Here is a 25,213-nt window from a genome sequence, read left to right as displayed (position 1 = left end):
GGTATGCTCTCTTTTCTGTTAATTATTACCATGATGCTTTTTTTAGACCTGGGGAATGGCCTTAAAAAGACAAAGGATCCCTGAAATAGCTATAATTGCCTTGTTCACCCATTGCCTGCTATGAGTTTTGCAGGTTGCTCTATTATAACGCAAAACCGTAGGCATGGGCGAGGATTTCTACGGTGTGCATGGCTTCCTGGGACATATTTTCCTGCGTTAGCCCGTCGGTCAGCTGCATTTTGCAGGCCGGGCAGCCGGTGGCTACCACTTGCGCCCCGGTTCCCGCAATATCCTTTAGCTTGTGCCCGAGGATGCGGTAGGACAGATGGTAGTGGGAAAGGGAGAAGGAGCCGGCATTGCCGCAGCACCTGGCGGGGTCTTTGAGGGGCGTGTAGCGGGTACCGGGGATGCCGCTAAGCAGCTCCACCGGTTCTTTGACCACTCCCAGGCCGCGCCCCAGGTGGCAGGGCTGGTGGTAGGTCACGGAGAGGTCGAGGCTCCTGAGGTTGCCTTTGTCCAGGGGAAGCCGGTAGAGAAAGCGGGCGATGTCCGTCGTTTTCCGCGCCAGCTCCCGCGCTTTTTTGCCGTAACCGGGCACGTCTTCCAGCAGGCGGGGGTAGAAATGGGCAAAGGACTCGCCGCACGTGCCGCACATGGTGATTACCGCGTCCACGCCCAGGCTGCCGAAGATGTCCACGTGGGATCTGGCCATTTCCCGGGCCATGCCGGTCGCGCCGTTGTATATCGAGGGCGCCCCGCAGCAGTGCTGTTCCCGGGGGATAACCACCTCCACGCGGTTTGCCTGCAGGACGTGCAGGGCGGCATGGCCCACGCGGGGGTAAACGTAGTTGTTCAAACAGCCGGCAAAGAGGGCCACCCGGGCGAGGGGCTTTTCCACGGGGTACTTTTCCTTTGCCCGGTCCAGGAAGCTTGCCGTCGCCAAGGGCGGGACCACCCGGCGCATTTCCAGACCCAGGGGAAAACGCGGTTTCATCTTGAAAGGCGCGAGGCGCCTGAAGGCCAGGCCCTGCAGCCGGGCAAAAGTTTTTAGCCCCGCGCGGAAGAGCTTTGGCTGCGTAAGCGCCGCAAAGGCGGCCCTTTTGGCAAAAGGCAGGCCCAGCTCTGCGGCCAAAGCGGCCCGCGCGGCCAGGATGATGTCGCAGACCTTAACCCCGCTGGGGCACACGGCCGTGCAGGCCAAGCAGGTGAGGCACAGGGCAAAGCGTTCGGCAAGGGCGGGGGCGGCCTTTAGTTCGCCGCCGGCAAGCATTCCGGCCAGGTGGATTTTGCCGCGGGCGACGGCGGGCTCCAGCCGGAGCTCCTTGTAGATGGGACAGGCTGCCTGGCAGTTGCCGCACTTCATGCACTTGATGATTTCTTCCTTTACCGCGGCCATGCCGTTAAGGAGGCTCATTTTTGTTCTTCCTCCTGTGCGAGATCCACCATTTTGCCCGGGTTGAGGATGTTTTCCGGGTCCAGGGCCTTTTTAATCTGCCGCAGCACGTTAACCCCGCTTGCGCCCATTTCCCAGGGCAGAAACCTCATCTTGGCCATGCCGATGCCGTGCTCTCCCGAAAGGGTGCCGCCCAGGGAGAGCGCCACGCGGAAGATCTCCTCCACGGCAGCCCGCACCCGCCGCATCTCGTCCTCGTCGCGGGCATCGGCCAGGATGGTGGGGTGAAGGTTACCGTCGCCGGCGTGGCCAAAGGTACCGATGAGCAAATCGTACTTTTTGCCTATCTCCTCCAGGGCCAAAAGCATTTCCGTAATCTTGCTCCGCGGCACGGTGGCGTCCTCTAAAATGGTGGTGGGCTTGCGCTGGGCAAGGGCGGGCAGGGCGGCCCGCCGGGCGGCCAGCAGGTTTTCCCTTGCGGCCTCGTTTTCCGCCGTTTTAACCCAGCCGTTATTCTTTTTGATGATTTCCCGCACGGTTTCCGCCTCATACTTGACCACCTCCGGGATGCCGTCCACTTCAATGAGCAGCAGGGCGGCCACGTCGGTGGGCAGGCCGATGTGCGCGTAGTTCTCCACCACCTCCACCGTGACCCGGTCCATGATTTCCAGCGTGGCGGGGATGACCTTGCGCTGGATGATTTCCGTCACCGTGTTGCCGGCGTCGGCCAGCCGGGCAAAGCCCGCCAGCATGGTCTCCCGGGCCTGCGGAGCGGGGATGAGGCGCACGGTGATCTCGGTGATGATGCCCAGCGTCCCTTCAGAGCCGGTAAAGAGGCGCACCAGGTCGTAGCCGGTGACGTTTTTCACCGTTTTGCCCCCGCAGCGGATGACCTCACCGCTGGCCAGGACCACTTCCAGCCCCATGACGTAGTGCCTGGTAACCCCGTACTTCAGGCCCCGCAGCCCTCCGGAGCATTCGGCCACGCTGCCCCCCATGGTGGCGGTGGCCACCGTCCCCGGGTCCGGGGGGTAAAGCAGCCCGTAGGGGGCCACGGCATTGTTTAAGTCCTGGATGATAACCCCGGGCTGTACGGTGGCCGTGAGGTTGGCGGGGTCGATCTCCAGGATGCGGTTCATTTTCACCGTGGCCAGCACGATGCCCCCCCGCAGGGGAATGGTGCCCCCGCTGAGGTTGGTGCCCGAACCGCGGGGGTAAATGGGCAGCCGGTACTGGCGGGCTATTTTAACCACCTGCACAACATGGGCGGTGCTTTCCGGGGTAACCACCACGTCCGGCCTTTGCGTCGGCACGTCGGCGGTGGCGTCGTAGGAGTAGCAGAGTAGGTCTGCGGGGTCGGTAATGACGTTATGCGGGCCCAGCGCGCGGCGCAAGTCGGTAAGGGCCTTTTCCAGGGACATAGTGACCCTCCTTTATCTAATGGTTAAGTAATCTGGTGGTTAGACCACTGTGCTATTAAAAAATTCTCCCTGCTAAGGGAGCATTCCTTCCTAAAAAGGAGCGGCCCTGCACTTGAAAATAAAAACAAAAAACCGGCTGCCGCCCCGGTTTTAAAACATATTCACCGCCTCACCGTATTTCTGGCAGAAGCGCAGGGACTCAAAGAGGGCCACGTCCTGCTTGCCGACGTTTTGCCCGATGCGCGCCATGAGGACGTTGGCGGGGTGCTCCAGGATATCGGGGTCGTCGGTGGTGACCTTTTTCAGGCCCACCTTGCCGAAAAGCCTGGTGAGCATCTTCTGGTAGGCCCATATGTCCAGCCCGGTGTTGCGCGTATCCCAGTGCCAGCAAAATTCCATGGTGATGACGATAAAGTTTTCCATCACCGGATACGAAAAGGCCACCTTGAGGAGGTTTTCGGCCACCTTGCAGCCGCGCCACGCCGGCGAGACTTCAATGCCGCCGAGTTCCAGGATGCGGGGGTGTTTCGACCACCGGGTGAAGCTTTCCGGGTGGTGGAAGGTCACGTAGCCGATGATTTCTCCTTCATGGCGGGCAATAAAGACCATAGCGTCGGGCAGGGCGGTTATTTCCATCAGGGCCTGCTTTTGCCGCTCCGGAGGCCGGAAGTTGGTCAACCCTTCATTCATGGCCAGGGGCGCGATCTCCTGCGCCGTTACCGGCCCTTCCAGGACCACCGTTCCCTTGGGGGTCTCCAGCATGACCTCTTTTTTAATCATCGCCCCCACCTCCGGCTTACCATTTAACCGTTAAAAACGACCGTTTAACCCGCAAAAATTACCTTTCAAGCCTATTATAACACTTCCCTTCCCAAGCACAATACAAAGGGGTGAAGTAGCTATATTAAAAATTTTCGCATTTTTGAAGTGAGATGTAAAGGGGAAAGAAGAAGTGAAGGGGTATTTTTTTATTATTCTTGTACCGAGAAAAATTTTTGTGGGCTTAAGGAGGAGTAGCCGGAAAAAGAATAACCTCGCCCCACGATTTGACGAAAGTGCTATTTTGCTTTATAATATTTCCAAAAATCTAATTTAGGGAGTGAAGCTTTATGGGTTTTGAGGTTTATAAACCGCGTGGTGAGCGGTCGGAGAAAGTTCCTATTGTTTCCTTCTCCAAAAGCTCCATTGTCTTGAACAGCGTGGCCAGAGAAAAGCTAGGAACGCAAAACGTTGAGCTGGCCTATGACCGCGACGCAAGGGTTGTACGCATCCGGGCACTTGAAGAGGGAGGCATGCAGATAAAGAAGACGAAGGTTTTCGGTAAGGGCTTCTTTAAGTACTTTAACATCAGCCCGCGCGGTAAGTACGAAGCCAAGTTCAACGAAAACGAAAGGGCACTGTACGTTTACCTGGATGGTGCCAGTAAAGGTTAAGCCCGCAAATTCTTGCGGGTTTTCCTTTCAATAGGTGGTAAAAATGACTTCCGGAGAGCAAAAGAAAGATTTGCTGGAGGTGTTGCGCACCATTTACCGCCTCCAGAAGCAGCACTTTTACCCTTATGAAATTATGCCCCGCCTCATCGAAGCCTTGCATATCGGCGAGGAGGAAGCCGTTTTGCTGGTCAAGGAACTTATCGACCTGGGGTGGCTGTCCACGCGCGGCTTTTTGCCTTCATACTTCCTGCGCCCGGGCTACATATGCCGCTTTCCGGTGATCATTTCCGCCTGCGGGCTGGCCTTACTGAAAAAGGAATCGGCCCCCTAGTTGTCGAAGAAGTCCTTACCTAATATACTTTTTTAAGAAAAGGGGGTGCCGGTAGTGGAGTTCCTGCAGAAACTCGGGGAGACGGCAAAGGGCTTGAGCGACAAGGCCAAGGAGGTGGCCAGGCGCTCGGGCGAGTACCTGGAGGCGACGCGGTTGAAAATGGAGCTCTCGCGCCTGGAAAGGGAGCTGACCAATAACTTCTTAAGCGTGGGGGAGCTTGTTTACCGCCGCTTTAAAGGGGAGGAGGGGCTGGACGCCGAGATCGAGCGGCTTCTTTCCGCCACCAAAAAGGTGGAGGAAGATATGCTCTCCATCCAGGAGCAGATCGACCGCCTCCAGCCCAGGCCCCTGGTCTGTCCCCAGTGCAAGGTAGAGCTGCCCTCCGGGGGGAAGTTCTGCAGCTATTGCGGTATCATGGTGGCCCAGGAGAAGAGGTGAGGCCCCTTGACCTACGAGGAGAAGATCCGCGCCGTAGCCGATCTCCTGCGCGCGCATGACCGCAACTTTGCCCTCACCGGAGCGGGCATCAGCACGGAAAGCGGCATTCCCGATTTCCGCAGCCCGGGCACGGGGCTGTGGACCAAGTACGACCCCACCAAAGTAGCCACCCTCTCCGCCCTGCGCCGCGATCCCGCTTCTTTTTATGACTTCTGTATCCCCCGCTGGACATCCTACACAGGTGCACGCCCAAACGACGCCCACCGCGCCCTGGCCCGCCTCGAGGAGCTGGGCTACCTGGTGGGGGTGATCACCCAGAACATTGACGGGCTGCACCGCCAGGCGGGCTCAAAGCGTGTCTGGGAGATTCACGGCCACCTGCGCACCTGCCACTGCATGAGCTGCGGGGAAACCTACCCCTTCTCCACCCTGGTGGAGCAGTATGAAGGGGGGCAGAACCCTCCCCTGTGCGGGCGCTGCCGGGGGGTGTTGCGCCCCGATGTGGTCCTCTTTGAGGACCAGATGAGCGAGGACTTCTTTAAGGCCCTAAAGGCGCTGTCCGGCTGCCAGGTCATGCTGGTGGTGGGGACCAGCCTGCAGGTGTATCCGGCAGCCGGCCTGCCGGAGCTGGCGCGGCGGGTGGTCATCATCAACCGGGAGCCGACGCCCTGGGACGAGCGGGCCGAGGTGGTCATCCACGAAAGCTGCGGTAAGGTCTTCCGCGACCTGATGGCCGCATTGGGGGAGCCGCTGTAGGGGAGATGGGCGTTAAAATCCTGGGGATTGAAACCTCCTGCGATGAAACCGCGGCGGCGGTGGTCGAAGACGGCGTAAAGATCCTCTCCAGCGTGGTTTCCTCCCAGGTGGACGTCCACCGGAAATTCGGCGGCGTGGTGCCGGAAGTGGCCTCCCGCAGGCACCTGGAGCTGATCAACCCGGTTATCAAGGAGGCCCTGGAGCAGGCGGGGGTGGGCTTTGGTGACCTGCAGGCCGTAGCCGTTACCCAGGGGCCTGGGCTGGTGGGCGCCCTCCTGGTGGGGCTGGCCGCGGCCAAAGCCCTGGCCTTTGCCCTGGGCGTGCCCCTGCTGGCCGTCAACCACCTGGAGGGGCACATTTACGCCAACTTTCTGGTACACCGGGACCTCTCCTTCCCCCTGGTCTGCCTGGTGGTCAGCGGGGGGCACACCGACCTGGTGCTGGTCAGGCGCCACGGGGACTACCGCCTTTTGGGCCGCACCCGCGATGACGCGGCGGGGGAAGCCTTCGACAAGGTGGCCCGCGTGCTGGAGCTGGGCTACCCCGGGGGGCCGGCCCTGGAGCGCCTGGCGCGGGAAGGAAACGAGGAGGCCGTCAACTTTCCGCGGGCCAGCGTGGAGGGCCTGGATTTTTCTTTTAGCGGCCTGAAAACGGCGGTCATCCAGCACCTCCACCGCTGCCAGAGGGCGGGGGAAGAGGTGGCCAGGGCCGACGTGGCGGCGAGCTTTCAGAAAGCGGTGGTGGACGTGCTGGTGGAAAAGACCTTGGAGGCCGCCCGCCGCACCGGGTGCCGGGACATCATCTTGGCCGGCGGGGTGGCGGCCAACGGGCGCCTGCGCGCGGCCATGCAGGAGGGGGCGCGCCGCGAGGGACGGAGGGTCCTTTACCCCCCGGCGGAACTGTGCACCGACAATGCGGCCATGATTGCCTGTGCCGCCTACTACCGGTACCTGCGCGGGGAAGAGGCACCCCTCACCTTAAATGCGCTGCCGGGTCTGCCGCTGGCTCCGGCCTGACGGCGCGAATTTTGGCGGCTGAGTTATCCACAAGAAAAGTTGCCTTTACGGAAGCGGCCCCGGAGGCCCGGCAAGAAAGGGCGAAACCCGCGAGGCCAGGAAAATCAAGCATTGCAGGGCCGAAAGGCGAGGCTGCCTGTACCCTTATTGCAGGCTTTAAGCGTTGCTGATGTGGATTAATGCCTGTGGATAATGTGCATAACTCTGTGAGTATCCCGGCGGGCAAGGGGTCCGGTTGTGGGAAAGTTGGTGGCCCTTTTTGTCTAAGCTTTTGCAAAAAAGTTATATCCTGTCATACGGGCTGCTGCCCGTTGTCGAAATGAGAGATCGCAGTAAAGGGGAGCAGAGAAATGTACTGGAACCAGAAGTATGAGACCATGCCCCGGGAGGAACTGCGGGCCTTGCAGCTGGAGCGCCTCCAGCTGACCGTGGAGCGGGTTTACCGCAACGTGCCCTTTTACCGCCAGCGCTTTACGGAGATGGGCATCAAGCCTTCTTCCATCCGCTCCCTGGAGGACTTGCGGCGCCTGCCCTTCACCACCAAGCAGGACCTGCGGGACAACTACCCCTTCGGCCTGTTTGCCGTGCCCCTGAGCGAGGTGGTGCGCATACACGCTTCTTCGGGGACCACGGGCAAGCCGACCGTGGTGGGCTACACGCAAAACGACATCCGCACCTGGGCGGAGCTCATTGCCCGCTGCCTGGTCTGCGCCGGGGCCACCAAGTTCGACGTGGTGCAAAATGCCTACGGCTACGGCCTCTTTACCGGCGGCCTGGGCCTGCACTTCGGGGCGGAACTGCTGGGGGCCACGGTGGTGCCCGTTTCCGGTGGCAACACCCAGCGCCAGCTCATGCTCATGCAGGACTTCGGCACCACCATCCTGTGCTGCACCCCGTCCTACGCCCTTTACATGGCCGAAGAGGGGCAGAAGATGGGCATCGATTTTAAAAAGCTGCCCTTAAAGGCGGGCATTTTTGGCGCCGAGCCGTGGTCCGAGCGCATGCGCGCGCAGCTGGAGGAAAAGCTGGACCTCATGGCGCTGGACATTTACGGCCTTTCCGAGATCATGGGCCCCGGCGTGGCCATGGAGTGCCGCTACAAACAGGGCATGCACATTTTCGAGGACCACTTCATTCCCGAGATCATCGATCCGGATACCGGTGAAGTGCTGCCGCCGGGAGAAGAGGGGGAACTGGTCATCACCACCATTACCAAGGAAGCCTTCCCTCTTATCCGCTACCGTACGAGAGACGTGACCAGACTGGTGGTAGATCCCTGCCCCTGCGGCAGAACCCACGCGCGCATCACCCGCATTACCGGTCGCACCGACGACATGCTCATCATCCGGGGGGTGAACGTCTTCCCCTCCCAGGTGGAGAGCGTGCTGCTGGAATTTGGGGAAACCGAGCCCCACTACCTGCTGGTCGTAGACCGTAAGGCCAACCTGGACCACCTGGAGATCTGGGTGGAGGTGGCGGAGCACATGTTCAGCGACAAGGTGCGCCAGCTGGAGGACCTGGAAGGGCGCCTGCGGGAGCGCATCCAGAGCGTGCTGGGCATCTCGGCCAAGGTCAAGCTGGTGGAGCCCAACACCATCCCCCGCTTTGAGGGCAAGGCCAAGAGGGTCGTTGACCGGCGGGAAATTTAAGGTAAAAAGGAGGGCTTAGCCTTGAGGGTCAAGCAGATTTCCGTTTTCCTGGAGAACAAGTCGGGGCGTCTGGCCCAGGTGACGCGGGTGCTGGGGGAAAACGGCATCAACATCCGCGCCCTGGCCATTGCCGATACCACCGACTTCGGCATCCTGCGGCTGATCGTCAACGACCCAGAGCTGGCCTACCGCGTGCTGAAGGAGGCCGGCTTTACGGTCAGCGTGACCGACGTCATTGCCGTGGAGGTGGCGGACGAGCCCGGCGGCCTGGCCAGAGTGCTGGCCGTGCTGGCGGAGGCCAACATCAACATTGAGTACCTCTACGCCTTTGTGCAGCGCACCGCCAGTGCCGCCCTGGTGGTCTTCAGGGTGGAGCAGCTGGACGAGGCGGTGGGGGCGCTGCAGGCAAAGGGCGTGCGCATCCTCGCCGGTGAAGAGGTGTATACCTTGTAGAAATTATTACCCACACTGGGGAGAGGAGCCTGCTAATTGTACTTCCCGAAGCAGGTATTGCTTGTTTTGTCCTTCTTGGTTGCCGTGATAGCTGGGCTGACCCCGTTGCTGTTCAGCGTAATGATCATCGGCGTTACGGGGGCGGGTGTTGCCTCCCAGGTCCCCGGGGTGTTTCGTTATGTCCTGTGGTTGAATCTAGCCTTTTGTGGGCTGGCGCTGGCATATGCGGTTGCCTGCCTGTGGCTTTGCCTGCGGCAGGTTGAGCCTCCGGATAATGCGCGCAGTAAAGGGGCCTCCATGTCAAGCGATCCCGACGTGAGCGGGAAATGCCTCACTAACCTGCGTGAGGGGGCAGGTTGCGCACGAGAGGTTGGATTGCCCTGTAGCGGGGATTTACAGGAGCTGGTCCACACCTTAAAAGAGATGTTGGAGGCTCTTAGGCCTCTGATCCTGAGCCTGGCTACCAAGCAGGAAGTGGCTGTTGCCGCGCCGTCCGACACGTTTTGCCCGCTCCGGGGCCCCATAAAGCCCGTTGAAGATAACGGGGAGCAGGAGCTATGGCCGGACTTCCCTAAAGGGCTAAATAAAGTAACATTAAAGCAAATTTTAGCTTACCTGGAGGAGCACAACGAAACGGGGGTTTCTGCCGAGGAAATAGCCACAGGTGTGGGCATTTCCAGGGTCACCGTCAGGCGGTACATGGATTACCTGGAGCAAATTGGTTATGTGAAGGTAGAGCTGAGATACGGCACGGTAGGCCGACCCTTAAAAATATACACGTTGGTTAATTTATTTGGGCCTTGAAGATAAAGAATTCACCGGAAAACCTAAATACCGCGGCGGGTATTCCAGAGCAAACGGGGTGAAGGAAAACTGTCACTCCGCTCTCGAATGCCCTTCGCGGTTTTTTCTTTTTAAAAGAACCTTATGTGTTTTATGTTTTTTATTTAGCTTTTGTTGTCGAAGACGGAAGAATCATTAAAATTTGAGGCGGTAATATCTAAAGCTTTTGAATGTTTGGAGGGGTTTGGGTGGAAGAAAAGGGCCGAAAGTTTGGAAAGTTGCAGGAAATTATCGCCCGTCACGGTGGCCAGGTGTCGCACCTGATAGCCATCCTGCAGGAAGTGCAGCAAGAGTACCGTTACCTGCCCGAAGAGGTGTTGGCCTACATTGCTACGGCTTTAAACATCTCCCCCGCTGTGGTCTATGGCGTGGCCACTTTTTACGCCCAATTTTCTTTGGAACCCAAAGGCAAGTACGTCATCCGGGTTTGTGACGGTACGGCATGTCATGTGAGGGGCGCGGAACCCATTCATTTTGCCCTGCGCAAAGAGTTGGGCCTTTCGGAGGGCCAACGCACCACTGACGACCTGCAGTTTACCGTGGAGACGGTATCCTGCCTGGGGGCTTGTGGACTGGCGCCGGTGGTAACGATTAACGACCAGGAAGTTTACGGACAGATGAGTCCTGAGGGTGTTTTAAAGGTATTGCGTGCCCTAAAGTCAGGGGGAGGTCAGGAAGAACGGAGGGAAGCCCATGCTTAAATCAAGACAGGACTTTCGTGTCCTGGTGGAGCAAACCAAGCAATTACTCAAAAAAGAAAGGTTACGCATTTTGGTCTGTGCCGGTACGGGTTGTGTAGCCAACGGTTCTCTAGGTGTCTATGAGGCCTTTGTGGAAGAGCTTAAAAAGAGGGGATTACCCTACAAGGTAGAGCTAAGGCAGGAAGTGGAGCATCCTGCAGTTGCCGTTAATATAAGCGGCTGTCACGGTTTCTGCCAGATGGGGCCACTGGTACGCTTTGAGCCGGATGGGGTGCTTTATTGCAAAATAAAGAAAGAAGATGTACCCAGAATTGTGGAAGAACACATTTTAAATCACCGGCCGGTTTGGGAATTACTCTACCACCACCCGGTAACTGGCGAAGTGGTAGTACGGCAGGACGATATCCCGTTTTACCAGATCCAAGTGCGTATTGCCCTTGAGCATTGTGGGCGGATTAACCCGGAGAATGCTTACGACTACCTGGCTCATGGCGGCTACCAGGCCCTGGAGAAGGTCCTTTTTGAGATGACCCCCGAAGAAGTCATTAAGGAGATTATGGATTCGGGCCTGCGCGGCCGGGGTGGGGCAGGTTTCCCCACCGGACGCAAGTGGGCCTTTGCCCGCTCGGCCCAGGGGAATAAAAAATACGTTATTTGCAACGGCGACGAGGGGGACCCGGGGGCTTTTATGGATCGCAGCGTAATGGAAGGCGATCCCCACCGGGTGCTGGAAGGAATGATGATTGCCGCTTACGCCATTGGGGCCGACGAAGGCTATATTTACGTGCGGGCGGAATACCCCCTGGCAGTAAAGCGGCTCAAAAAAGCCGTAGCCGATGCCGAAGCTTTAGGCCTTCTGGGCGACAACATTTTGGGCAGCGGCTTTTCCTTCCGCATTCACATTAAAGAAGGCGCCGGCGCTTTTGTCTGCGGCGAGGAAACGGCCCTAATTGCCTCCATTGAGGGCCAGCGGGGCATGCCCCGTCCCCGTCCTCCTTTCCCGGCCCAGAGCGGCCTGTGGGGTTGCCCCACCGTCATCAATAACGTGGAAACCTTGGCCAACGTGGTCCCCATTATTACCCGGGGTGCGGTTTGGTTTAGGCAGTACGGTACACCTACCAGTCCCGGCACCAAGACCTTTGCCCTGGCCGGCCAGGTGGCCCATACCGGCTTGGTGGAAGTGCCCATGGGCATCACCTTGCGGGAAGTGGTTTTTAACATTGGCGGCGGATTGCGGGAAGGCAAGAAGTTTAAGGCCGTGCAGATTGGAGGTCCTTCAGGAGGCTGCCTGACCGAAGAGCACCTGGACCTGCCCCTGGACTTTGACTCCCTACAAAAGGTGGGGGCAATGATTGGGTCCGGCGGCTTGGTGGTTATCGGTCATGACAGCTGCATGGTGGAAGTGGCCAAGTTCTTCATGACCTTTGTGCAGAATGAGTCTTGCGGCAAGTGTGTTCCCTGCCGGGAAGGAACTAAGCGCATGCTGGAGCTGCTTACTAAAATAACCACCGGCAAGGCTACGGAAGAAGACCTAGACTTGCTGGAAGAGCTGGCGCTGGTGGTTAAAGACGGTGCCCTTTGCGGCTTGGGTAAGACTGCCCCCAACCCTGTGCTGACCACCCTGCGCTATTTCCGCCATGAATACGAAGCCCACGTGCGGGAGAAAAAGTGCCCGGCTGGAGTGTGCAAGGCACTGCTCAGTTACTTTATTGACCAGGAAAAGTGCAAGGGCTGCGGTTTGTGTGCCAAGAACTGCCCGGTGGAAGCCATCACTGGTGAAAAGAAACAGCCCCACGTCATTGACCTGGAGAAGTGCATCAAATGTGGTACCTGCATGGAGAAGTGTAAGTTTGGTGCCGTTTACACTGCCTAACACTACTGTGAAAGGGAGTGCCGACGGATATGCCTGGTGGGAAAGTTACCGTGGATGGTCATGTGGTGGAAATAAATGATGCCAGGAATATCCTGGAAGTAGTGCGCCGAGCAGGGGTAAAGCTGCCCACCTTCTGTTACCACTCCGAATTGAGCGTTTACGGTGCCTGCCGCATGTGCATGGTGGAGGTGGAGGGCCGCGGGCTGGTGGCCTCCTGTTCTACCCCACCTGAGGACGGCATGGTTATTCACACCAACACGTCGCGCACCCGCCGGTTACGCCGCATGATCATAGAGCTGCTTTTGGCCAACCACGAACGGGAATGTACTAGCTGTGAACGTAGTGGTAGCTGCAAGTTACAGCAGCTGGCCCGCCAAATGGGCGTTACGAAGGTTCGCTTTGGCCAGCGGGATAAAAAACTGCCAGTGGATGATAGTTCCCCTGCGATAGTAAAAAACCCCAACAAGTGTATCCTTTGCGGTGATTGCGTGCGCATGTGCAAGGAGATCCAGGGGCTGGGCGTTTGGGACTTTGCTTTTCGCGGGTCCAAAACCCAGGTGACCACTGCTTTTAACAAGCCTCTGGCAGAAGTGGCTTGTGTCAACTGCGGCCAGTGCGTGGCCGTCTGTCCCACCGGTGCCCTTACAGTGAAATCCGAGGTGGACAGAGTGTGGGAAGCCATTCAGGATCCGCATAAAGTGGTAGTGGTGCAGGTGGCGCCGGCGGTGCGCGTGGCCATAGGCGAAGAATTTGGCCTTTTGCCTGGCGAAAAGGCTACCGGTCAGTTGGTGGCGGCACTAAAGAAACTGGGCTTTGACCGGGTTTTCGATACCTTATTTGCCGCCGATATGACCACCACGGAAGAAGCCCTGGAGCTTTTGGACCGCCTGGCAAAAGGTGGCAGGCTGCCTCTATTTACCTCATGTTGCCCGGCCTGGGTAAAATACGCCGAGCAGTTTCACGCTGACCTATTGGGCAACCTATCCACCTGCCGGTCTCCTCAGCAAATGTTTGGTTCGCTGGTGAAGAAGTTCTACGCCCGGGAAATCGGTAAGAGTCCAAGGGACGTGGTTTGTGTTTCGGTAATGCCCTGCACGGCCAAGAAATTTGAAGCCAGGCGGCCCGAATTTACTACCGATGGCGTGCCCGATGTGGATTTTGTCCTTACCACCGTGGAACTGGCCCAGATGATTAAAGAGGCGGGAATCGTCTTTAACGAGCTGGAGCCGGAAGTGTTTGATAGCCCCCTGGGCATGGGTTCCGGTGCGGCGGTAATTTACGGGGCGTCGGGCGGGGTAATGGAATCGGTGGTACGTTTTGTCTCGGCCCACTTGACTGGCAGTGACGTCGGGCGGGTGGATTTTTGCCCGGTGCGGGGTATGCAAGGAATTAAAGAGGCAGAACTGGAAATCGGTGGGCAAACCCTTAAGATGGCAGTGGTTCACGGCTTGGCTAACGCGGAAAAGCTCATTGGCCGCATTAAATCGGGGGATGCCTTCTACCACGCCGTGGAAGTGATGGCCTGTCCCGGCGGCTGTCTTGGTGGGGGAGGCCAGCCGTACCCCAATAGCACCGCCGCACGGCTGGGGCGCATGAAGGGCCTGTACGCTTTGGATCGGGCGGAACAGCTGCACCGGCCCCAGGACAACATCTTTGTCAGTCGGGCTTACGAGAAGTGGTTTGGCGGGCCGGCCAACGCCAACACCCACCACTCCCTGCATACCCATTATTACCCGCGGCGGCGCATTAGCGGCAAGCCCGTGGAGGTAACGGAACACCGGGAAGGGCGCCCGGTGGAAGTCTCGGTTTGCGTGGGTACCAACTGCTACCTGAAGGGATCCTACGATATTTTGAACAGGTTTATCGAACTGGCCCGGCAGATGGGCCTGACCGATTACGTGCAGTTGAGAGGAACCTTCTGCCTGGAGTGCTGTGACCGGGGGGTAAGCATTAAAGTTAACGACGAGATCATTACCGGCGTGACCCTTGATAACGCCGAGGAGGTTTTCAAGAACCAAATTAGTGCCAAGGTCCGTCCGCATTTGTTGGTTTAAAAGGCCGGGGGCTTGTGAAAAAAGGACGGGGCAGGAACCCCGTCTTTTTTTGTAGAATAGAGGTGCGAAAGAGCCTGCTAGTTACAGGGGGCAAATTCCTTGGGTGATCAAACGCTTTTCCCCGTTACCACCGTTGCTGAGCGCTGCCGGGACTGTTACCGCTGCATCCGCTCCTGCCCGGTCAAGGCCATTCGCATTGAAGCGCAAAAAGATAAAATCCGCGCCCGCATTGAGGAAAACCTCTGTGTGCTGTGCGGTCGGTGCGTTCTTGCCTGTCCCCAGGGGGCGAAAAAGGTGACTTCGGGTCTGGAGCGGGTCAGGGAGTGGCTTGCCTCCGGTGCGTTTGTAGCTGCCAGCGTGGCTCCTTCCTTTGCGGGAGTTCTTCCCCTTGGGCATTCCCTGGTTCTGCCTGCCATTCTTAAGACTCTGGGTTTTGCCTTAGTACAGGAAACTTCCTGGGGGGCGGAACTGGTCTGCCGGGCCCAAAGGGAAATAGAAGGCCGCCCCCCTTTTATATCCTCCGCCTGTCCGGTAGTGGTGAACCTGGTGGAAAAACATTACCCGGAGTTGATCTCCCACCTCGTCCCGCTGGTATCTCCCATGATTGCCCACGGCCGCTGGATTAAGCACCGCTACCCCCAGGCCAGGGTGGTGTTTATTGGTCCCTGCATTGCCAAAAAGGAAGAGGCTCTGCATTTTCCCGAGGCCATTGATGCCGTGCTGGGGTTTGATGAACTCTGGCAGTGGATAAAGGAAGAGGGAGTTTCTTTCGAACATTTTGCTCCCGCTGAGTTTGATCCTCCTCATCCCCGGCGGGCAACCCTTTTCCCCGTAGAAGGCGGAGCGCTCCACACCTTGTCTTTGGGCACTGACATGCTAGATACACGGGTGGTGGCTATTTCAGGGTTGGTCAACTGTATTGATTTCCTCTCCCAGCTACAACGGGGAAGGATAGAACATCCCCCGCACTTTATAGAACTGTTGGCCTGTAACGGTGGGTGTATCGGTGGCCCCCTCGCGGTGATTGATGAAGATATTTTTGTCCGCCGCCAGCGGGTAATAGAATATTATCAAACCCGGTTACGCTCTGTTGCCAGTCTGGATGTTAGGGAAAACTTTATGCCCCTACCCCCGCTCCAGCGGGCCTTCCGGGACCGGAAGATCCGCCGGCCCGAGCCCCCAGAGGAAGCCATCCGGCAAATCCTGGCACAGACGGGCAAGTACCGCCCGGAGGATGAGTTGAACTGCGGTGCCTGCGGCTACAATTCCTGCCGGGAGAAGGCCGCGGCGGTATACTGGGGTATGGCCGAATTGCAAATGTGCATTCCCTACATGCGCAGGCGAGCAGAATCCATGTCCAACCTGGTAATAAATGCCATGCCTAACGGCTGTATTATTGTCAACCGGCAACTGGAAATCCTGGAGGTTAACCCCGCGGCTCGGGAAATGTTTGGCTGGCAGGGAAAAGAAATAGTAGGTCAAAAGCTGGACTATTTTATTGACGCGACCAACTTCCGCCGCGTGTTGACTACCGGTGAACCTTTAAACGTCCTGCATACGTACGAGGATTACGACCGGATCATCCGGGAAGTGATCTTCCCCCTGGAGAAGGGAGAAGTTGTGGTAGGGATTCTTGTGGATATTACCCATGAAAAGCGCCAGCAAGAAGAGTTGAAGAGAATGAAGTCCCAAACCATTAAGCGGGCGCAGGAAGTTATTAGCAAGCAGATGAAGGTGGCCCAGGAAATTGCTGGCCTTTTGGGGGAAACTACGGCGGAAACCAAGGTTTTGCTCAGCCAGTTGATCCGCCTCATGCAGGAGTAGTGGTGAGAGATAAGGGGGGAGCCGCTTGTTGTTTCCCTCGGGTGAAGTCGGGGGTGCATTGGCGGCGATTATTATGAAAATTTCCCTTGACATAGGAAAGGCCCAATTAAACAAGGTCGGGGAGGAACTCTGCGGGGACAGCATTGAGGTGGTTAAAACCCGGTCTTCCACCATTGTGGTCCTTTCCGACGGCCTGGGCAGCGGGGTAAAGGCACACATCCTTTCCTCCTTGACCACCAAGACTGCTGCCACCATGCTGCGCATGGGTGGGGAAATCGAGGATGTCATTGAAACCATTGCCCACACCCTCCCCACCTGCAAGGTACGCAAGCTGGCCTACAGCACTTTTACCATTTTACAGGTCCAGGACAGCGGCCGGGCCTACCTGGTGGAATATGACAACCCGAGGGCTATTCTTGGTTATGGTCCCCAGTTAAAAGAAATCAGCCGTAGCCAGCGGGTTATTGGTGAAAAAAAGGTCTCGGAGGCTTTTTTTGACCTTGTGGAAGGGGACTGGCTGGTGCTGGTCAGTGACGGGGTAGTGCACGCAGGTATAGGCGGCCTTCTGGACCGGGGCTGGGGCCAAGAAGGGGTGCAGGCCTTTCTCTTAGAAATGGCCGCCAAAAACCGGGAAGCTTCCGTTTGGGCCGGAGAATTAATTGAGCGGTGCCGACAGCTTTATGCCGGGCGACCGGGCGACGATGCCAGCGCGGTGGTGGTCAGGGCGGTTTCGCCGCGAAGGGTGACAGTGTTGATTGGACCTCCTCAAGACAGGTCCACGGATGCCCTGGTAGTGGAAAAACTGGTGCGCTCACCCGGGGTAAAGGTAGTTTGCGGGGGAACTACCGGCAACATCGTGGCGCGTTTGTTGGGCAAAAAGATAGAAGTGGACCTTTCCACCCGGAGCGAACGGGTGCCACCCGTAGGGTTTATTGAGGGTATCGATCTAGTCACTGAGGGTACCTTGACGGTCCTTTATGCCCTGGAACACTTGCGCCAAGAGGTGCCCTTTGAGACTTTACAAAAGGCCAAAGACGGAGCCAGCCGGTTGGCGGCAACCCTGCTCTGGGCCGATGTTATCCATTTTATTGTGGGGCTGGCTGTCAATCCGGCGGGTGAATATAACTACAAGCGCCAGACCATTGAGCAATTAATTGGCTTGCTTAGGAAGAAGGGAAAAGAAGTTACGGCGGAGTACCTTTGACCTGCTTTATTTATATTTTGTTAAACGAATTGTCATACACTTTTGGAGGAATTTTTGTGAGCAAAAGCGAATTAAGAAGGGAAGTTCTAAAAGCACGGTCGCGCCTTTCCCCGCTGGAGGTGGCGCAGAAAAGCGAGCTCATCACCCGGCGCGTGCTCTCGCTGGGAGAGTTCCGCCGCGCGCGCACCATCATGGCTTACGTGGATTTCAGGAACGAGGTGAAGACAGGGGAACTGATCCGCGCCTCCATGGCCATGGGCAAGAGGGTGGCCGTGCCCCTGACCGACTTACAGCACAAGCGCCTCATACCTTCGCTGCTGCAGGACTTTCCGGGGGATCTGGCGCCCGGGGCCTGGGGCATCTTGGAGCCCCGCCCGGGGTCTTTGCGGCCCCTTGAGCCGGAGGAGCTGGACCTGGTGATCGTGCCAGGGGTGGCCTTTGATGAGAAAGGCAACCGCCTGGGCTACGGCGGGGGCTTTTACGACCGCTTCCTGCCCCAAACCAGGCCCGGCACCGTCTGGCTGGCCCTGGCGTTCGAGCTGCAGATCTGCCCGGAAATCAGCCCCGGGCCCCACGACTGCCCGGTGCACCTCATAGTCACCGAGGAGCGGGTCATCTACACGGGGGCAACCCGGGGACCGACCGCGAGTTTTGAACCGGGAGGAGGGATTTCCTTGGGCTGCCAGCACTGTGCGCCTCACGATGAGGAGTCCAAGAGAAAAGCGCTGGAAGGGGTATTTGCCCAGTACCGGGGCACGAAAGGCGCCCTGATCCCTTTGCTGCAGGAGGCACAGGAGATTTACGGCTACCTGCCAAAAGAAGTCATGGAGATGATTGCCGCCGAGCTAAGGATACCTTTAAGCAAAGTTTTCGGGGTGGCCACCTTTTACGCCCAGTTCCATCTCAAGCCGCGGGGGCGCAACATCGTGCGCATCTGCCAGGGTACGGCCTGCCACGTGCGGGGAGCGTCCCGGGTGTTTGAGGCAGTTTCCGCAAAGCTGGGTGTGGGCCGGAACGAAACCACACCGGACCTGCGCTATACCCTGGAAACGGTGGCCTGTCTGGGTGCCTGTGGCCTGGCGCCGGTGATGATGGTCAACGACGATACCCACGGGCGGCTGACCCCCGAGCGGGCAGCCAGCGTGCTGGAGCAGTACGAGTGAAGGAGGGGCAAAGCCATGAAGAGTCTGATGGATCCCTGTTGCGAGAAGTGCTTTCACACCCCGGCCAGCCCCTGCCGGGACTACATCAGGTGCCGGACCCAGGGACCTCTCTGCCACGATGACGAGAGCTGCCGGGCAAAGCACAAGGCCCATTTGGAGGCCATTCACCTCCCGCCTGAGAGCGAAAAAAGGCAGATCCTCATCTGTGCCGGTACCGGGTGTACCTCTTCCGGTTCCCGGAAGCTGGTGGAGGCTTTTGCGGAAGAGCTGGCCAAGCATAACTTGCAGGAGCGGGTGGCGGTAAAGATTACCGGCTGCCACGGCTTCTGCGAGCAGGGCCCCCTGGTCATTGTGGAGCCGCAAAAAGTGTTTTACACCCGCGTGCAGGTGGAGGACGTGCCCGAGATTGTGGAGGGCCACCTGGTTAACGGCCAGGTGGTGGAGCGCCTCCTCTACGTGGACCCCACCACCGGGGAAAGGGCCCTTACCTACGAGACGGTGCCCTTTTACGCCAAGCAAAAGCGCCTGGTGCTGCACAACTGCGGGCACATCAACCCTGAGGATGTGGCCGACTACGTGGCCAGCGGCGGCTACGAGGCCCTTACCAAGGTTCTCTTCGAAATGTCCGGCGAGCAGGTCATTGAGGAAGTGAAGACCTCGGGCCTGAGGGGCCGCGGCGGCGCGGGCTTCCCCACGGGCTTGAAGTGGAGCTTTGTGCGCGCCGCCGAGGGGGACGTGAAGTACGTGGTCTGCAACGCCGACGAGGGCGACCCCGGGGCCTTCATGGACCGCAGCGTGCTGGAAGGCGACCCCCACGCCGTGCTGGAGGGGATGATCATCTGCGGCTACGCCGTGGGGGCCAAAGAAGGCTACATTTACGTGCGGGCGGAGTACCCTTTGGCTATCCACCGTTTGAAGATAGCCATTGCCCAGGCGGAAAAGTACGGCCTTTTGGGTGAAAATATTCTCAATTCCGGCTTTAGCTTCCGCATCAAGATCAAGGCCGGCGCCGGAGCCTTTGTCTGCGGCGAGGAAACCGCCCTCTTAACCTCCATTGAGGGCAACCGCGGCATGCCGCGGCCCAGGCCTCCCTTCCCGGCCCAAAAAGGCCTGTGGGGCAAGCCCACGGTTATCAACAACGTAGAAACCTTTGCCAACGTGCCCCTGATCATTAAGAACGGCGGCGCCTGGTACGCCTCTATGGGCACGGAAAAGAGCAAGGGCACCAAGATCTTTGCCCTCACCGGCAAGGTCAACAACACCGGCCTGGTGGAGGTGCCCATGGGCATCACCATGCGGGAAGTCATCTTTGGCGTGGGCGGCGGCATCCGGGAAGGCAAGAAGTTCAAGGCCGTGCAGATTGGCGGACCCTCCGGCGGCTGTCTGCCCGAAGAGCAGCTGGACCTGCCCATTGACTACGAGTCCCTTACCTCGGCGGGGGCCATTATGGGCTCCGGCGGCCTCGTGGTCATGGACGAAACCACCTGCATGGTAGACGTGGCCCGCTTCTTCTTGAACTTCACCCAGGCCGAGTCCTGCGGCAAGTGTACTCCCTGCCGCGAGGGCACCAAGCGCATGCTGGAGATTTTGATCCGCATCTGCGAGGGCCGGGGCGAAATGGAGGACCTGGAGACCTTAGAGCGCCTGGCCCGGGTGGTGAAAAACACCTCCCTATGCGGGCTGGGGCAGACTGCCCCCAACCCCGTGCTCTCCACCCTGCGCTACTTCCGCCACGAGTACGAGGCCCACATCCGGGACAAGCGCTGCCCGGCCCGCGTGTGCAGGGCCCTCCTGGTTTACGTTATCAACCAGGAAAAGTGCACCGGCTGCGGGGCCTGCGCTCGCGCCTGCCCGGCGGGGGCCATTACCGGCGAGAAGAAGCAGCCGCATACCATCGACCCGGCCAAGTGTATCAAGTGCGGCAACTGCATGCAGAAATGCAAGTTCGGCGCTGTAGAGCTGGCCTAGCCGGCGCGAGGGGGGATTTTACCGATGCCAAACGTAACCCTAACCATAGACGGGCGGCAGGTCACCGTGCCCGCCGGCACCACCGTGCTGGAGGCGGCCCGAGAGGCGGGGATCTTTATCCCCACCCTCTGCCACGACCCGCTCCTCCCCGGCTGGGGGGCCTGCCGGCTGTGCGTGGTGGAAATACCGGGTATGCGCAACCTGCCCGCCTCCTGCGTCACCCCCGTGGCCGAGGGCATGGTGGTCTACACCGCCTCGGAGGCCGTTATAGAGGCCCGGCGGACCATCATCGATTTGCTTTTGTCCAACCACCCCATGGACTGCCTGACCTGCGAGAAGAACGGCGACTGCCGCCTGCAGGATTATGCCTTTTTGTACGGCGTCAGGCAACCGTCCTTTAAAGGGGAAAAGAAAAATTACCCCCTGGACGATTCCAACCCCTATATTGTGCGGGACTTAAATAAATGCATCCTCTGCGGGCGCTGCGTGCGCACGTGCCAGGCGGTGCCCGAGCGGGCGGTCATCGACTTCGGCTACCGCGGGTTCAACACCAAAGTGGTTACGGCCATGGACACGCCCCTGGGCGACTCAAGCTGCGTTTACTGCGGACGCTGCGTGGCCGTCTGCCCCGTGGGCGCGCTCACCTATAAGCCCCTGGCCGGCAAGGGGCGCACCTGGGAAGTGGAAAAGAGGCCCGTCACCTGCACGTTCTGCGAGAGCGGCTGCGCCTTTGACCTGGTGGTTAAAAACGGCAGGGTCATCGGCGTGATGGCCAAAGAGCCCGGTCCCGGTCGGCCCCTGTGCTTGAAAGGCCGCTTGGGCTTAGAGCTTTTGTACGTGGAGGAGCCGCTTAAGCCCATGCTCAAAAAAGACGGCCAGTTCGTGCCCGTTTCCTGGGCCGAAGCCTTGGGATTAGAGAGCATTTTGGACCGCATGAAGAAAGTGGAAGGAAAGGAGGGACGCTAGGTGGCGGAAGTTACCCTGACCATAGACGGGCGGCAGGTCACCGTCCCCGCAGGATCCACCATCCTAGAGGCGGCGCGGGCCGCCGGGGTATTCATCCCCACCCTGTGCCACGACCCGGAGCTTTCCCTTTGGGGCGGCTGCCGGCTGTGCGTGGTGGAGGTGCCGGGCATGCGCAACCTGCCGGCAGCCTGCGTCACTCCCGCCGCCGAGGGCATGGTAGTCTATACCGCCTCGCCGGCGGTAATTGAGGCCCGCAAGACCATCCTGCAGCTGCTGCTGGCCAACCACCCCATGGACTGCCTCACCTGCGGTAGGAACGGCGACTGCCGTCTCCAGGACTACGCCTACATGTATGGCGTGCGGCAGGCCGGCTTTGCCGGCGAGCGCCACCAGTACCCCCTGGAGGAAGACAACCCCTTTATCGTGCGGGACCTCAATAAATGCATCCTCTGCGGCAAATGCGTGCGGGCCTGTGCCGAAATACAGGGGAATTATGTGGTGGACTTTGCCTACCGGGGCTTTAACACCAAGATTGCCCCGGCCATGGACACCACCCTGGCCGGCTCAAACTGCGTTTTCTGCGGCAACTGCGTGGCCGTCTGCCCCGTGGGCGCCCTGCAAGAAAAGCACCTGCGCTCTGCGGTCCGCACCTGGGAAGTGAAAAAGGTGCGAACCGTCTGCCCCTACTGCGGCACCGGTTGCACCATAGAGCTAAACGTCAAGGACGGGCGGGTGGTGGGGGTAACCTCCACGGACGGCGAGGTTAACGGCCGGGCCCTCTGCGCCAAGGGCCGTTTTGGCTACGGCTTCATCCACCACCCCGAGCGGCTGACCAGGCCCCTCATTAAGAAAAACGGCGTCTTTGAGGAGGCCACCTGGGAAGAGGCCGTTAGCCTGGTGGCGGAAAAGCTCGCGGCGGTAAAAAGGGAGTACGGTCCCGATGCCGTTGGGGTGCTGGCCTCCGCCCGCTGCACCAACGAGGAAAACTACCTTTTAAGCAAGTTTGCCCGGGCAGTGCTGGGCACCAACAACATCGACCACTGCGCCCGCCTCTGACACGCGCCGACGGTCGCCGGTCTGGCGGCAGCATTTGGCAGCGGCGCGATGACCAACCCCATTAGCGATATTGAGGGCGCGGACTTCATCCTGGCCATCGGCACCAATACCACCGAAACTCACCCCATTATCGGGCTGAAAGTGAAAAAGGCCGTGAGGCACGGGGCCACCCTGGTGGTGGTGGACCCGCGGGAAACGGAGGTAGCCCGGCTGGCCCACCGCCACCTGCGGCTGCGCCCGGGCACGGACATTGCCCTTTTAAACGCCCTGGCCCACGTGATCATCGAGGAGGGGCTCTACAACCGGGAGTTCGTGGAGAGCCGCACCGAGGGCTTTGAGGACCTTAAAGAGGTGGTGGCGCGCTACACGCCGGAGTACGCCGCGGAGATCACCGGCATTGACGCGGCGACCATCCGGGAGGTGGCCCGGGGCTACGCCAAAGCGCAAAACGCCACCATCCTCTACACCATGGGGGTCACCCAACACATCTGCGGCACCCATAACGTCTTTGCCATTGCCAACCTGGCCATGCTCTGCGGGCACATCGGTAAGCCTTACAGCGGCGTCAATCCCTTGCGGGGCCAGAACAACGTCCAGGGGGCCTGCGACATGGGGGCGCTGCCCAACGTCCTCACCGGCTACCAGAGCGTGGTCTCCGAAGAGGTGCGCCGCAAGTTTGCCGTCGCCTGGGGCGTGGAGGCCCTGCCCGAAAAGCCGGGCCTTACCGTGGGCGAGATGATTGAGGCCGCCGGGCGGGGCGAAATCAGGGCCATGTACATTATGGGCGAAAACCCGGTGCTCTCCGACCCCGATGCCGAGCACGTCGTGCACGCCCTGGAAAAGTTGGACTTCCTGGTGGTGCAGGACATCTTCCTCACCGAGACGGCCCGGCTGGCCGACGTGGTGCTGCCGGCGGCCAGCTTTGCCGAAAAGGACGGCACCTTCACCAACACCGAGCGCCGCGTGCAGCGGGTACGCAAGGCCATAGAGCCCGTGGGGCAGGCCAAGCCCGACTGGGAGATCATCTGCCTGGTGGCTACGGCCATGGGGTACCCCATGAGCTACGGCTCGCCGGCGGAGATCATGGCGGAAATCGCCCGCCTCACGCCCTCCTACGGCGGCATCTCCTACGAGCGCCTGGAAAAGGGTAGCCTGGTGTGGCCCTGTCCCGCTCCCGATCACCCGGGAACGCCCCGGCTGCACGTGGAGAAATTTGCCCGCGGCCTGGGCAAGTTCCACCCGGTGGAGTACGTGCCGCCGCACGAGCAGCCGGACGCGGAGTACCCGCTGGTGCTCAACACCGGGCGCCGCCTGCACCACTACCACACGGGAACCATGACCATGCGCACCGGTGCCCTAGAAAAGCACTACAACCAGGAGTACCTGGAGATCAACCCTGCCGACGCCGCGAGGCTGGGCATTGCCGACGGCGAGCGGGTGCGGGTGGTATCCCGCCGCGGCCAGGTGGAGGTGACGGCCCGCGTGACGGAAGTGGTGCCGCCGGGCATGGTCTTTACCTCCTTCCACTTCCCGGAGGTGGCCATCAACAAGCTCACCAACCCGGTAAGGGACCCGGTGGCCAAGATCCCCGAGCTGAAAGTGTGCGCGGTGAGGGTGGAAAAGATCGCATAGCGGTCAGTCTCGCTGCCAGGAGGACCCGGTTCCTGATTTAGGCCGGGTCCTTATTATTGCGACTGCTGGCGTGGCCCGGACCAAAACAGTGTGCCTATAACTGTTATGTTATAAGCGCTATTATTAGCAGATATTTCCCTGACTGCTCCTTTTCGTGGTAAGTTTTATTGAAGACGAAAAGGGGGATGGTAGCAAGTGGAAGTTGAAATTCTTCGGCGAAGGGTTCTTTTTCATGGTAGCGTACAAGGACTCATTTTAGCCATAGTGGTAGGATCCCTTGCTCATAATGTTGCTTCATTACCCCTTTTCTCTGTATCTGGACCAATGATAATCGCGATTTTAATTGGTATGGGCTGGCGTTTGGTTATGGGGATCCCTAAGAATGCTAATGTGGGAATAAATATTGCTAGTAAAAGGCTTTTACGTTATGGTATTGTGCTGATGGGTGTTCGGTTAAACCTCGATGCTATAGCTGGTACAGGTTTCAAAGTTATGCTTATGGATATGGCAATTATCTTGACGGCTATTGCTATTATTTGCTTCCTAGGACGTTTGTTTGCTGTAGAGGAACGATTAGCATTATTAACAGCGGTAGGAACTGGTATTTGTGGGGCTGCTGCTGTAGCTGCCGTTGCGCCAACGGTTAAGGCCAATCAGGACGAGACAGTTGTAGCAATAGCCAGCGTGGCCGTCTTGGGAACTGTTGGTAGTGTTTCATATATTATCCTGCAGCCCTTTTTAGGACTTGAGGCAAGCAGTTATGGTGTTTTTGCAGGTGCAACCCTACATGAAATAGCCCATGTTATAGCCGCGACTCAATCGGTAGGGAGCTCTGCTGTAGACATGGCCATTTTAACCAAACTTGGACGGGTGGCCCTGTTGGTGCCTGTTACCTTCTTGATCGGCCTGTACTTTAATCTAAGAAGTGAGAAAAAGGGATCAATTGAGACTGTCGCAAAACCCCCTGAAGCTCAAAACTGGCAGACTGACCTGAGCGTTTAATTCGTGAGGAAGTTTATCCTTATTTGGCAAGGAATCT

At 58.9% G+C, this 25,213-nt stretch carries 21 protein-coding genes; 18 read left to right on the top strand and 3 right to left on the bottom strand.

Annotation, left to right across the window (positions count from 1 at the left end; all coding sequences use genetic code 11):
* Window positions 1-142 precede the first annotated feature (142 nt).
* From G454_RS0110955 to G454_RS0110945, 3 genes are all read right to left on the bottom strand, one after another.
* Window positions 143-1,414 (bottom strand): (Fe-S)-binding protein, encoded by a 1,272-nt coding sequence (locus G454_RS0110955; protein WP_027718664.1) that lies wholly within the window; start codon window positions 1,412-1,414, stop codon window positions 143-145.
* A complete protein-coding gene (locus tag G454_RS0110950; protein WP_027718663.1) occupies window positions 1,411-2,814 on the bottom strand; it encodes an FAD-binding oxidoreductase in 1,404 nt (467 codons plus the stop codon). Before G454_RS0110950 ends, G454_RS0110955 begins: the two co-directional genes overlap by 4 nt.
* Window positions 2,815-2,964: 150 nt before the next feature.
* Window positions 2,965-3,594, bottom strand: a complete 630-nt coding sequence (locus G454_RS0110945) for a GNAT family N-acetyltransferase (protein WP_035107642.1) — start codon at window positions 3,592-3,594, stop codon at window positions 2,965-2,967.
* Window positions 3,595-3,923: 329 nt separating this feature from the next.
* Between G454_RS0110945 and G454_RS0110940 the strand changes: the two genes are divergently transcribed.
* The 18 genes from G454_RS0110940 (at window position 3,924) to G454_RS18790 (ending at window position 25,176) form a co-directional block, all read left to right on the top strand.
* Window positions 3,924-4,247 (top strand): hypothetical protein, encoded by a 324-nt coding sequence (locus tag G454_RS0110940; protein ID WP_027718661.1) that lies wholly within the window; start codon window positions 3,924-3,926, stop codon window positions 4,245-4,247.
* 70 nt (window positions 4,248-4,317) lie between these two features.
* Window positions 4,318-4,578, top strand: coding sequence for a hypothetical protein (locus G454_RS0110935; protein WP_169719348.1), 261 nt, complete (start codon window positions 4,318-4,320; stop codon window positions 4,576-4,578).
* Between the two features lie 54 nt (window positions 4,579-4,632).
* Complete coding sequence (locus G454_RS0110930) at window positions 4,633-5,016, top strand: zinc ribbon domain-containing protein (RefSeq protein WP_027718659.1); 384 nt, start codon at window positions 4,633-4,635, stop codon at window positions 5,014-5,016.
* A 6-nt stretch (window positions 5,017-5,022) separates the two neighbouring features.
* Window positions 5,023-5,772: an SIR2 family NAD-dependent protein deacylase gene (locus G454_RS0110925; RefSeq protein WP_027718658.1), complete on the top strand. Its 750-nt coding sequence runs from the start codon at window positions 5,023-5,025 to the stop codon at window positions 5,770-5,772.
* A gap of 5 nt (window positions 5,773-5,777) precedes the next feature.
* Window positions 5,778-6,788, top strand: a complete 1,011-nt coding sequence (gene tsaD, locus G454_RS0110920; protein WP_027718657.1) for a tRNA (adenosine(37)-N6)-threonylcarbamoyltransferase complex transferase subunit TsaD — start codon at window positions 5,778-5,780, stop codon at window positions 6,786-6,788.
* Between the two features lie 350 nt (window positions 6,789-7,138).
* On the top strand, window positions 7,139-8,437 hold the full coding sequence (locus G454_RS0110915; RefSeq protein WP_027718656.1) for a phenylacetate--CoA ligase family protein: 1,299 nt from the start codon (window positions 7,139-7,141) through the stop codon (window positions 8,435-8,437).
* A gap of 21 nt (window positions 8,438-8,458) precedes the next feature.
* A complete protein-coding gene (locus tag G454_RS0110910) occupies window positions 8,459-8,890 on the top strand; it encodes an ACT domain-containing protein (RefSeq protein WP_027718655.1) in 432 nt (143 codons plus the stop codon).
* Window positions 8,891-8,956: 66 nt separating this feature from the next.
* Complete coding sequence (locus G454_RS20440; protein ID WP_211230062.1) at window positions 8,957-9,694, top strand: HTH domain-containing protein; 738 nt, start codon at window positions 8,957-8,959, stop codon at window positions 9,692-9,694.
* Between the two features lie 227 nt (window positions 9,695-9,921).
* Complete coding sequence (nuoE, locus tag G454_RS0110900) at window positions 9,922-10,434, top strand: NADH-quinone oxidoreductase subunit NuoE (protein ID WP_027718654.1); 513 nt, start codon at window positions 9,922-9,924, stop codon at window positions 10,432-10,434.
* Window positions 10,427-12,307 carry an NADH-quinone oxidoreductase subunit NuoF gene (nuoF, locus tag G454_RS0110895; RefSeq protein WP_027718653.1) on the top strand — a complete coding sequence of 627 codons (1,881 nt, stop codon included), beginning with the start codon at window positions 10,427-10,429 and terminating at the stop codon, window positions 12,305-12,307. Before nuoE ends, nuoF (G454_RS0110895) begins: the two co-directional genes overlap by 8 nt.
* A 29-nt stretch (window positions 12,308-12,336) precedes the next feature.
* Complete coding sequence (locus tag G454_RS0110890; protein WP_027718652.1) at window positions 12,337-14,361, top strand: NADH-dependent [FeFe] hydrogenase, group A6; 2,025 nt, start codon at window positions 12,337-12,339, stop codon at window positions 14,359-14,361.
* A 99-nt stretch (window positions 14,362-14,460) separates the two neighbouring features.
* Window positions 14,461-16,185 carry a [Fe-Fe] hydrogenase large subunit C-terminal domain-containing protein gene (locus G454_RS0110885; protein ID WP_027718651.1) on the top strand — a complete coding sequence of 575 codons (1,725 nt, stop codon included), beginning with the start codon at window positions 14,461-14,463 and terminating at the stop codon, window positions 16,183-16,185.
* Window positions 16,186-16,258: 73 nt separating this feature from the next.
* Window positions 16,259-17,389 carry a SpoIIE family protein phosphatase gene (locus G454_RS0110880; RefSeq protein ID WP_027718650.1) on the top strand — a complete coding sequence of 377 codons (1,131 nt, stop codon included), beginning with the start codon at window positions 16,259-16,261 and terminating at the stop codon, window positions 17,387-17,389.
* Between the two features lie 56 nt (window positions 17,390-17,445).
* On the top strand, window positions 17,446-18,552 hold the full coding sequence (locus G454_RS22895) for a 5-formyltetrahydrofolate cyclo-ligase (RefSeq protein ID WP_245574381.1): 1,107 nt from the start codon (window positions 17,446-17,448) through the stop codon (window positions 18,550-18,552).
* A gap of 15 nt (window positions 18,553-18,567) precedes the next feature.
* Entirely contained in the window at window positions 18,568-20,520 is a 1,953-nt protein-coding gene (gene nuoF / locus G454_RS0110865; protein ID WP_027718649.1) for an NADH-quinone oxidoreductase subunit NuoF, read from the top strand.
* Window positions 20,521-20,544: 24 nt separating this feature from the next.
* The gene (locus G454_RS0110860; RefSeq protein WP_027718648.1) at window positions 20,545-21,486 is read left to right on the top strand and encodes an NADH-quinone oxidoreductase subunit G; all 942 of its coding nucleotides are present in this window, start codon (window positions 20,545-20,547) and stop codon (window positions 21,484-21,486) included.
* Window positions 21,487-24,174 (top strand): formate dehydrogenase subunit alpha, encoded by a 2,688-nt coding sequence (gene fdhF, locus G454_RS20950; protein ID WP_084413444.1) that lies wholly within the window; start codon window positions 21,487-21,489, stop codon window positions 24,172-24,174.
* Between the two features lie 195 nt (window positions 24,175-24,369).
* On the top strand, window positions 24,370-25,176 hold the full coding sequence (locus G454_RS18790) for a YeiH family protein (protein ID WP_084413442.1): 807 nt from the start codon (window positions 24,370-24,372) through the stop codon (window positions 25,174-25,176).
* The last annotated feature ends 37 nt before the right edge of the window (window positions 25,177-25,213 follow it).

Origin of the sequence: Desulfovirgula thermocuniculi DSM 16036 (assembly GCF_000429345.1) — a bacterium.
Lineage (GTDB): Bacteria > Bacillota > Desulfotomaculia > Desulfotomaculales > Desulfovirgulaceae > Desulfovirgula > Desulfovirgula thermocuniculi.
Note: the sequence above shows the minus strand (reverse complement) of the source record. Positions and strands in the feature narration are given on the sequence as shown.

Bases quoted from the DNA above. Each gene is read 5' to 3' on its own strand.
- nuoF (WP_027718653.1), top strand. From the start codon at position 10,427: ATGCTTAAATCAAGACAGGACTTTCGTGTCCTGGTGGAGCAAACCAAG.
- G454_RS0110860 (WP_027718648.1), top strand. From the start codon at position 20,545: ATGCCAAACGTAACCCTAACCATAGACGGGCGGCAGGTCACCGTGCCC.
- G454_RS0110955 (WP_027718664.1), bottom strand. From the start codon at position 1,414: ATGAGCCTCCTTAACGGCATGGCCGCGGTAAAGGAAGAAATCATCAAG.
- G454_RS0110950 (WP_027718663.1), bottom strand. From the start codon at position 2,814: ATGTCCCTGGAAAAGGCCCTTACCGACTTGCGCCGCGCGCTGGGCCCG.
- G454_RS0110940 (WP_027718661.1), top strand. From the start codon at position 3,924: ATGGGTTTTGAGGTTTATAAACCGCGTGGTGAGCGGTCGGAGAAAGTT.
- nuoF (WP_027718649.1), top strand. From the start codon at position 18,568: ATGAAGAGTCTGATGGATCCCTGTTGCGAGAAGTGCTTTCACACCCCG.
- tsaD (WP_027718657.1), top strand. From the start codon at position 5,778: ATGGGCGTTAAAATCCTGGGGATTGAAACCTCCTGCGATGAAACCGCG.
- G454_RS0110880 (WP_027718650.1), top strand. From the start codon at position 16,259: ATGAAAATTTCCCTTGACATAGGAAAGGCCCAATTAAACAAGGTCGGG.
- G454_RS0110915 (WP_027718656.1), top strand. From the start codon at position 7,139: ATGTACTGGAACCAGAAGTATGAGACCATGCCCCGGGAGGAACTGCGG.
- G454_RS0110890 (WP_027718652.1), top strand. From the start codon at position 12,337: ATGCCTGGTGGGAAAGTTACCGTGGATGGTCATGTGGTGGAAATAAAT.
- G454_RS0110945 (WP_035107642.1), bottom strand. From the start codon at position 3,594: ATGATTAAAAAAGAGGTCATGCTGGAGACCCCCAAGGGAACGGTGGTC.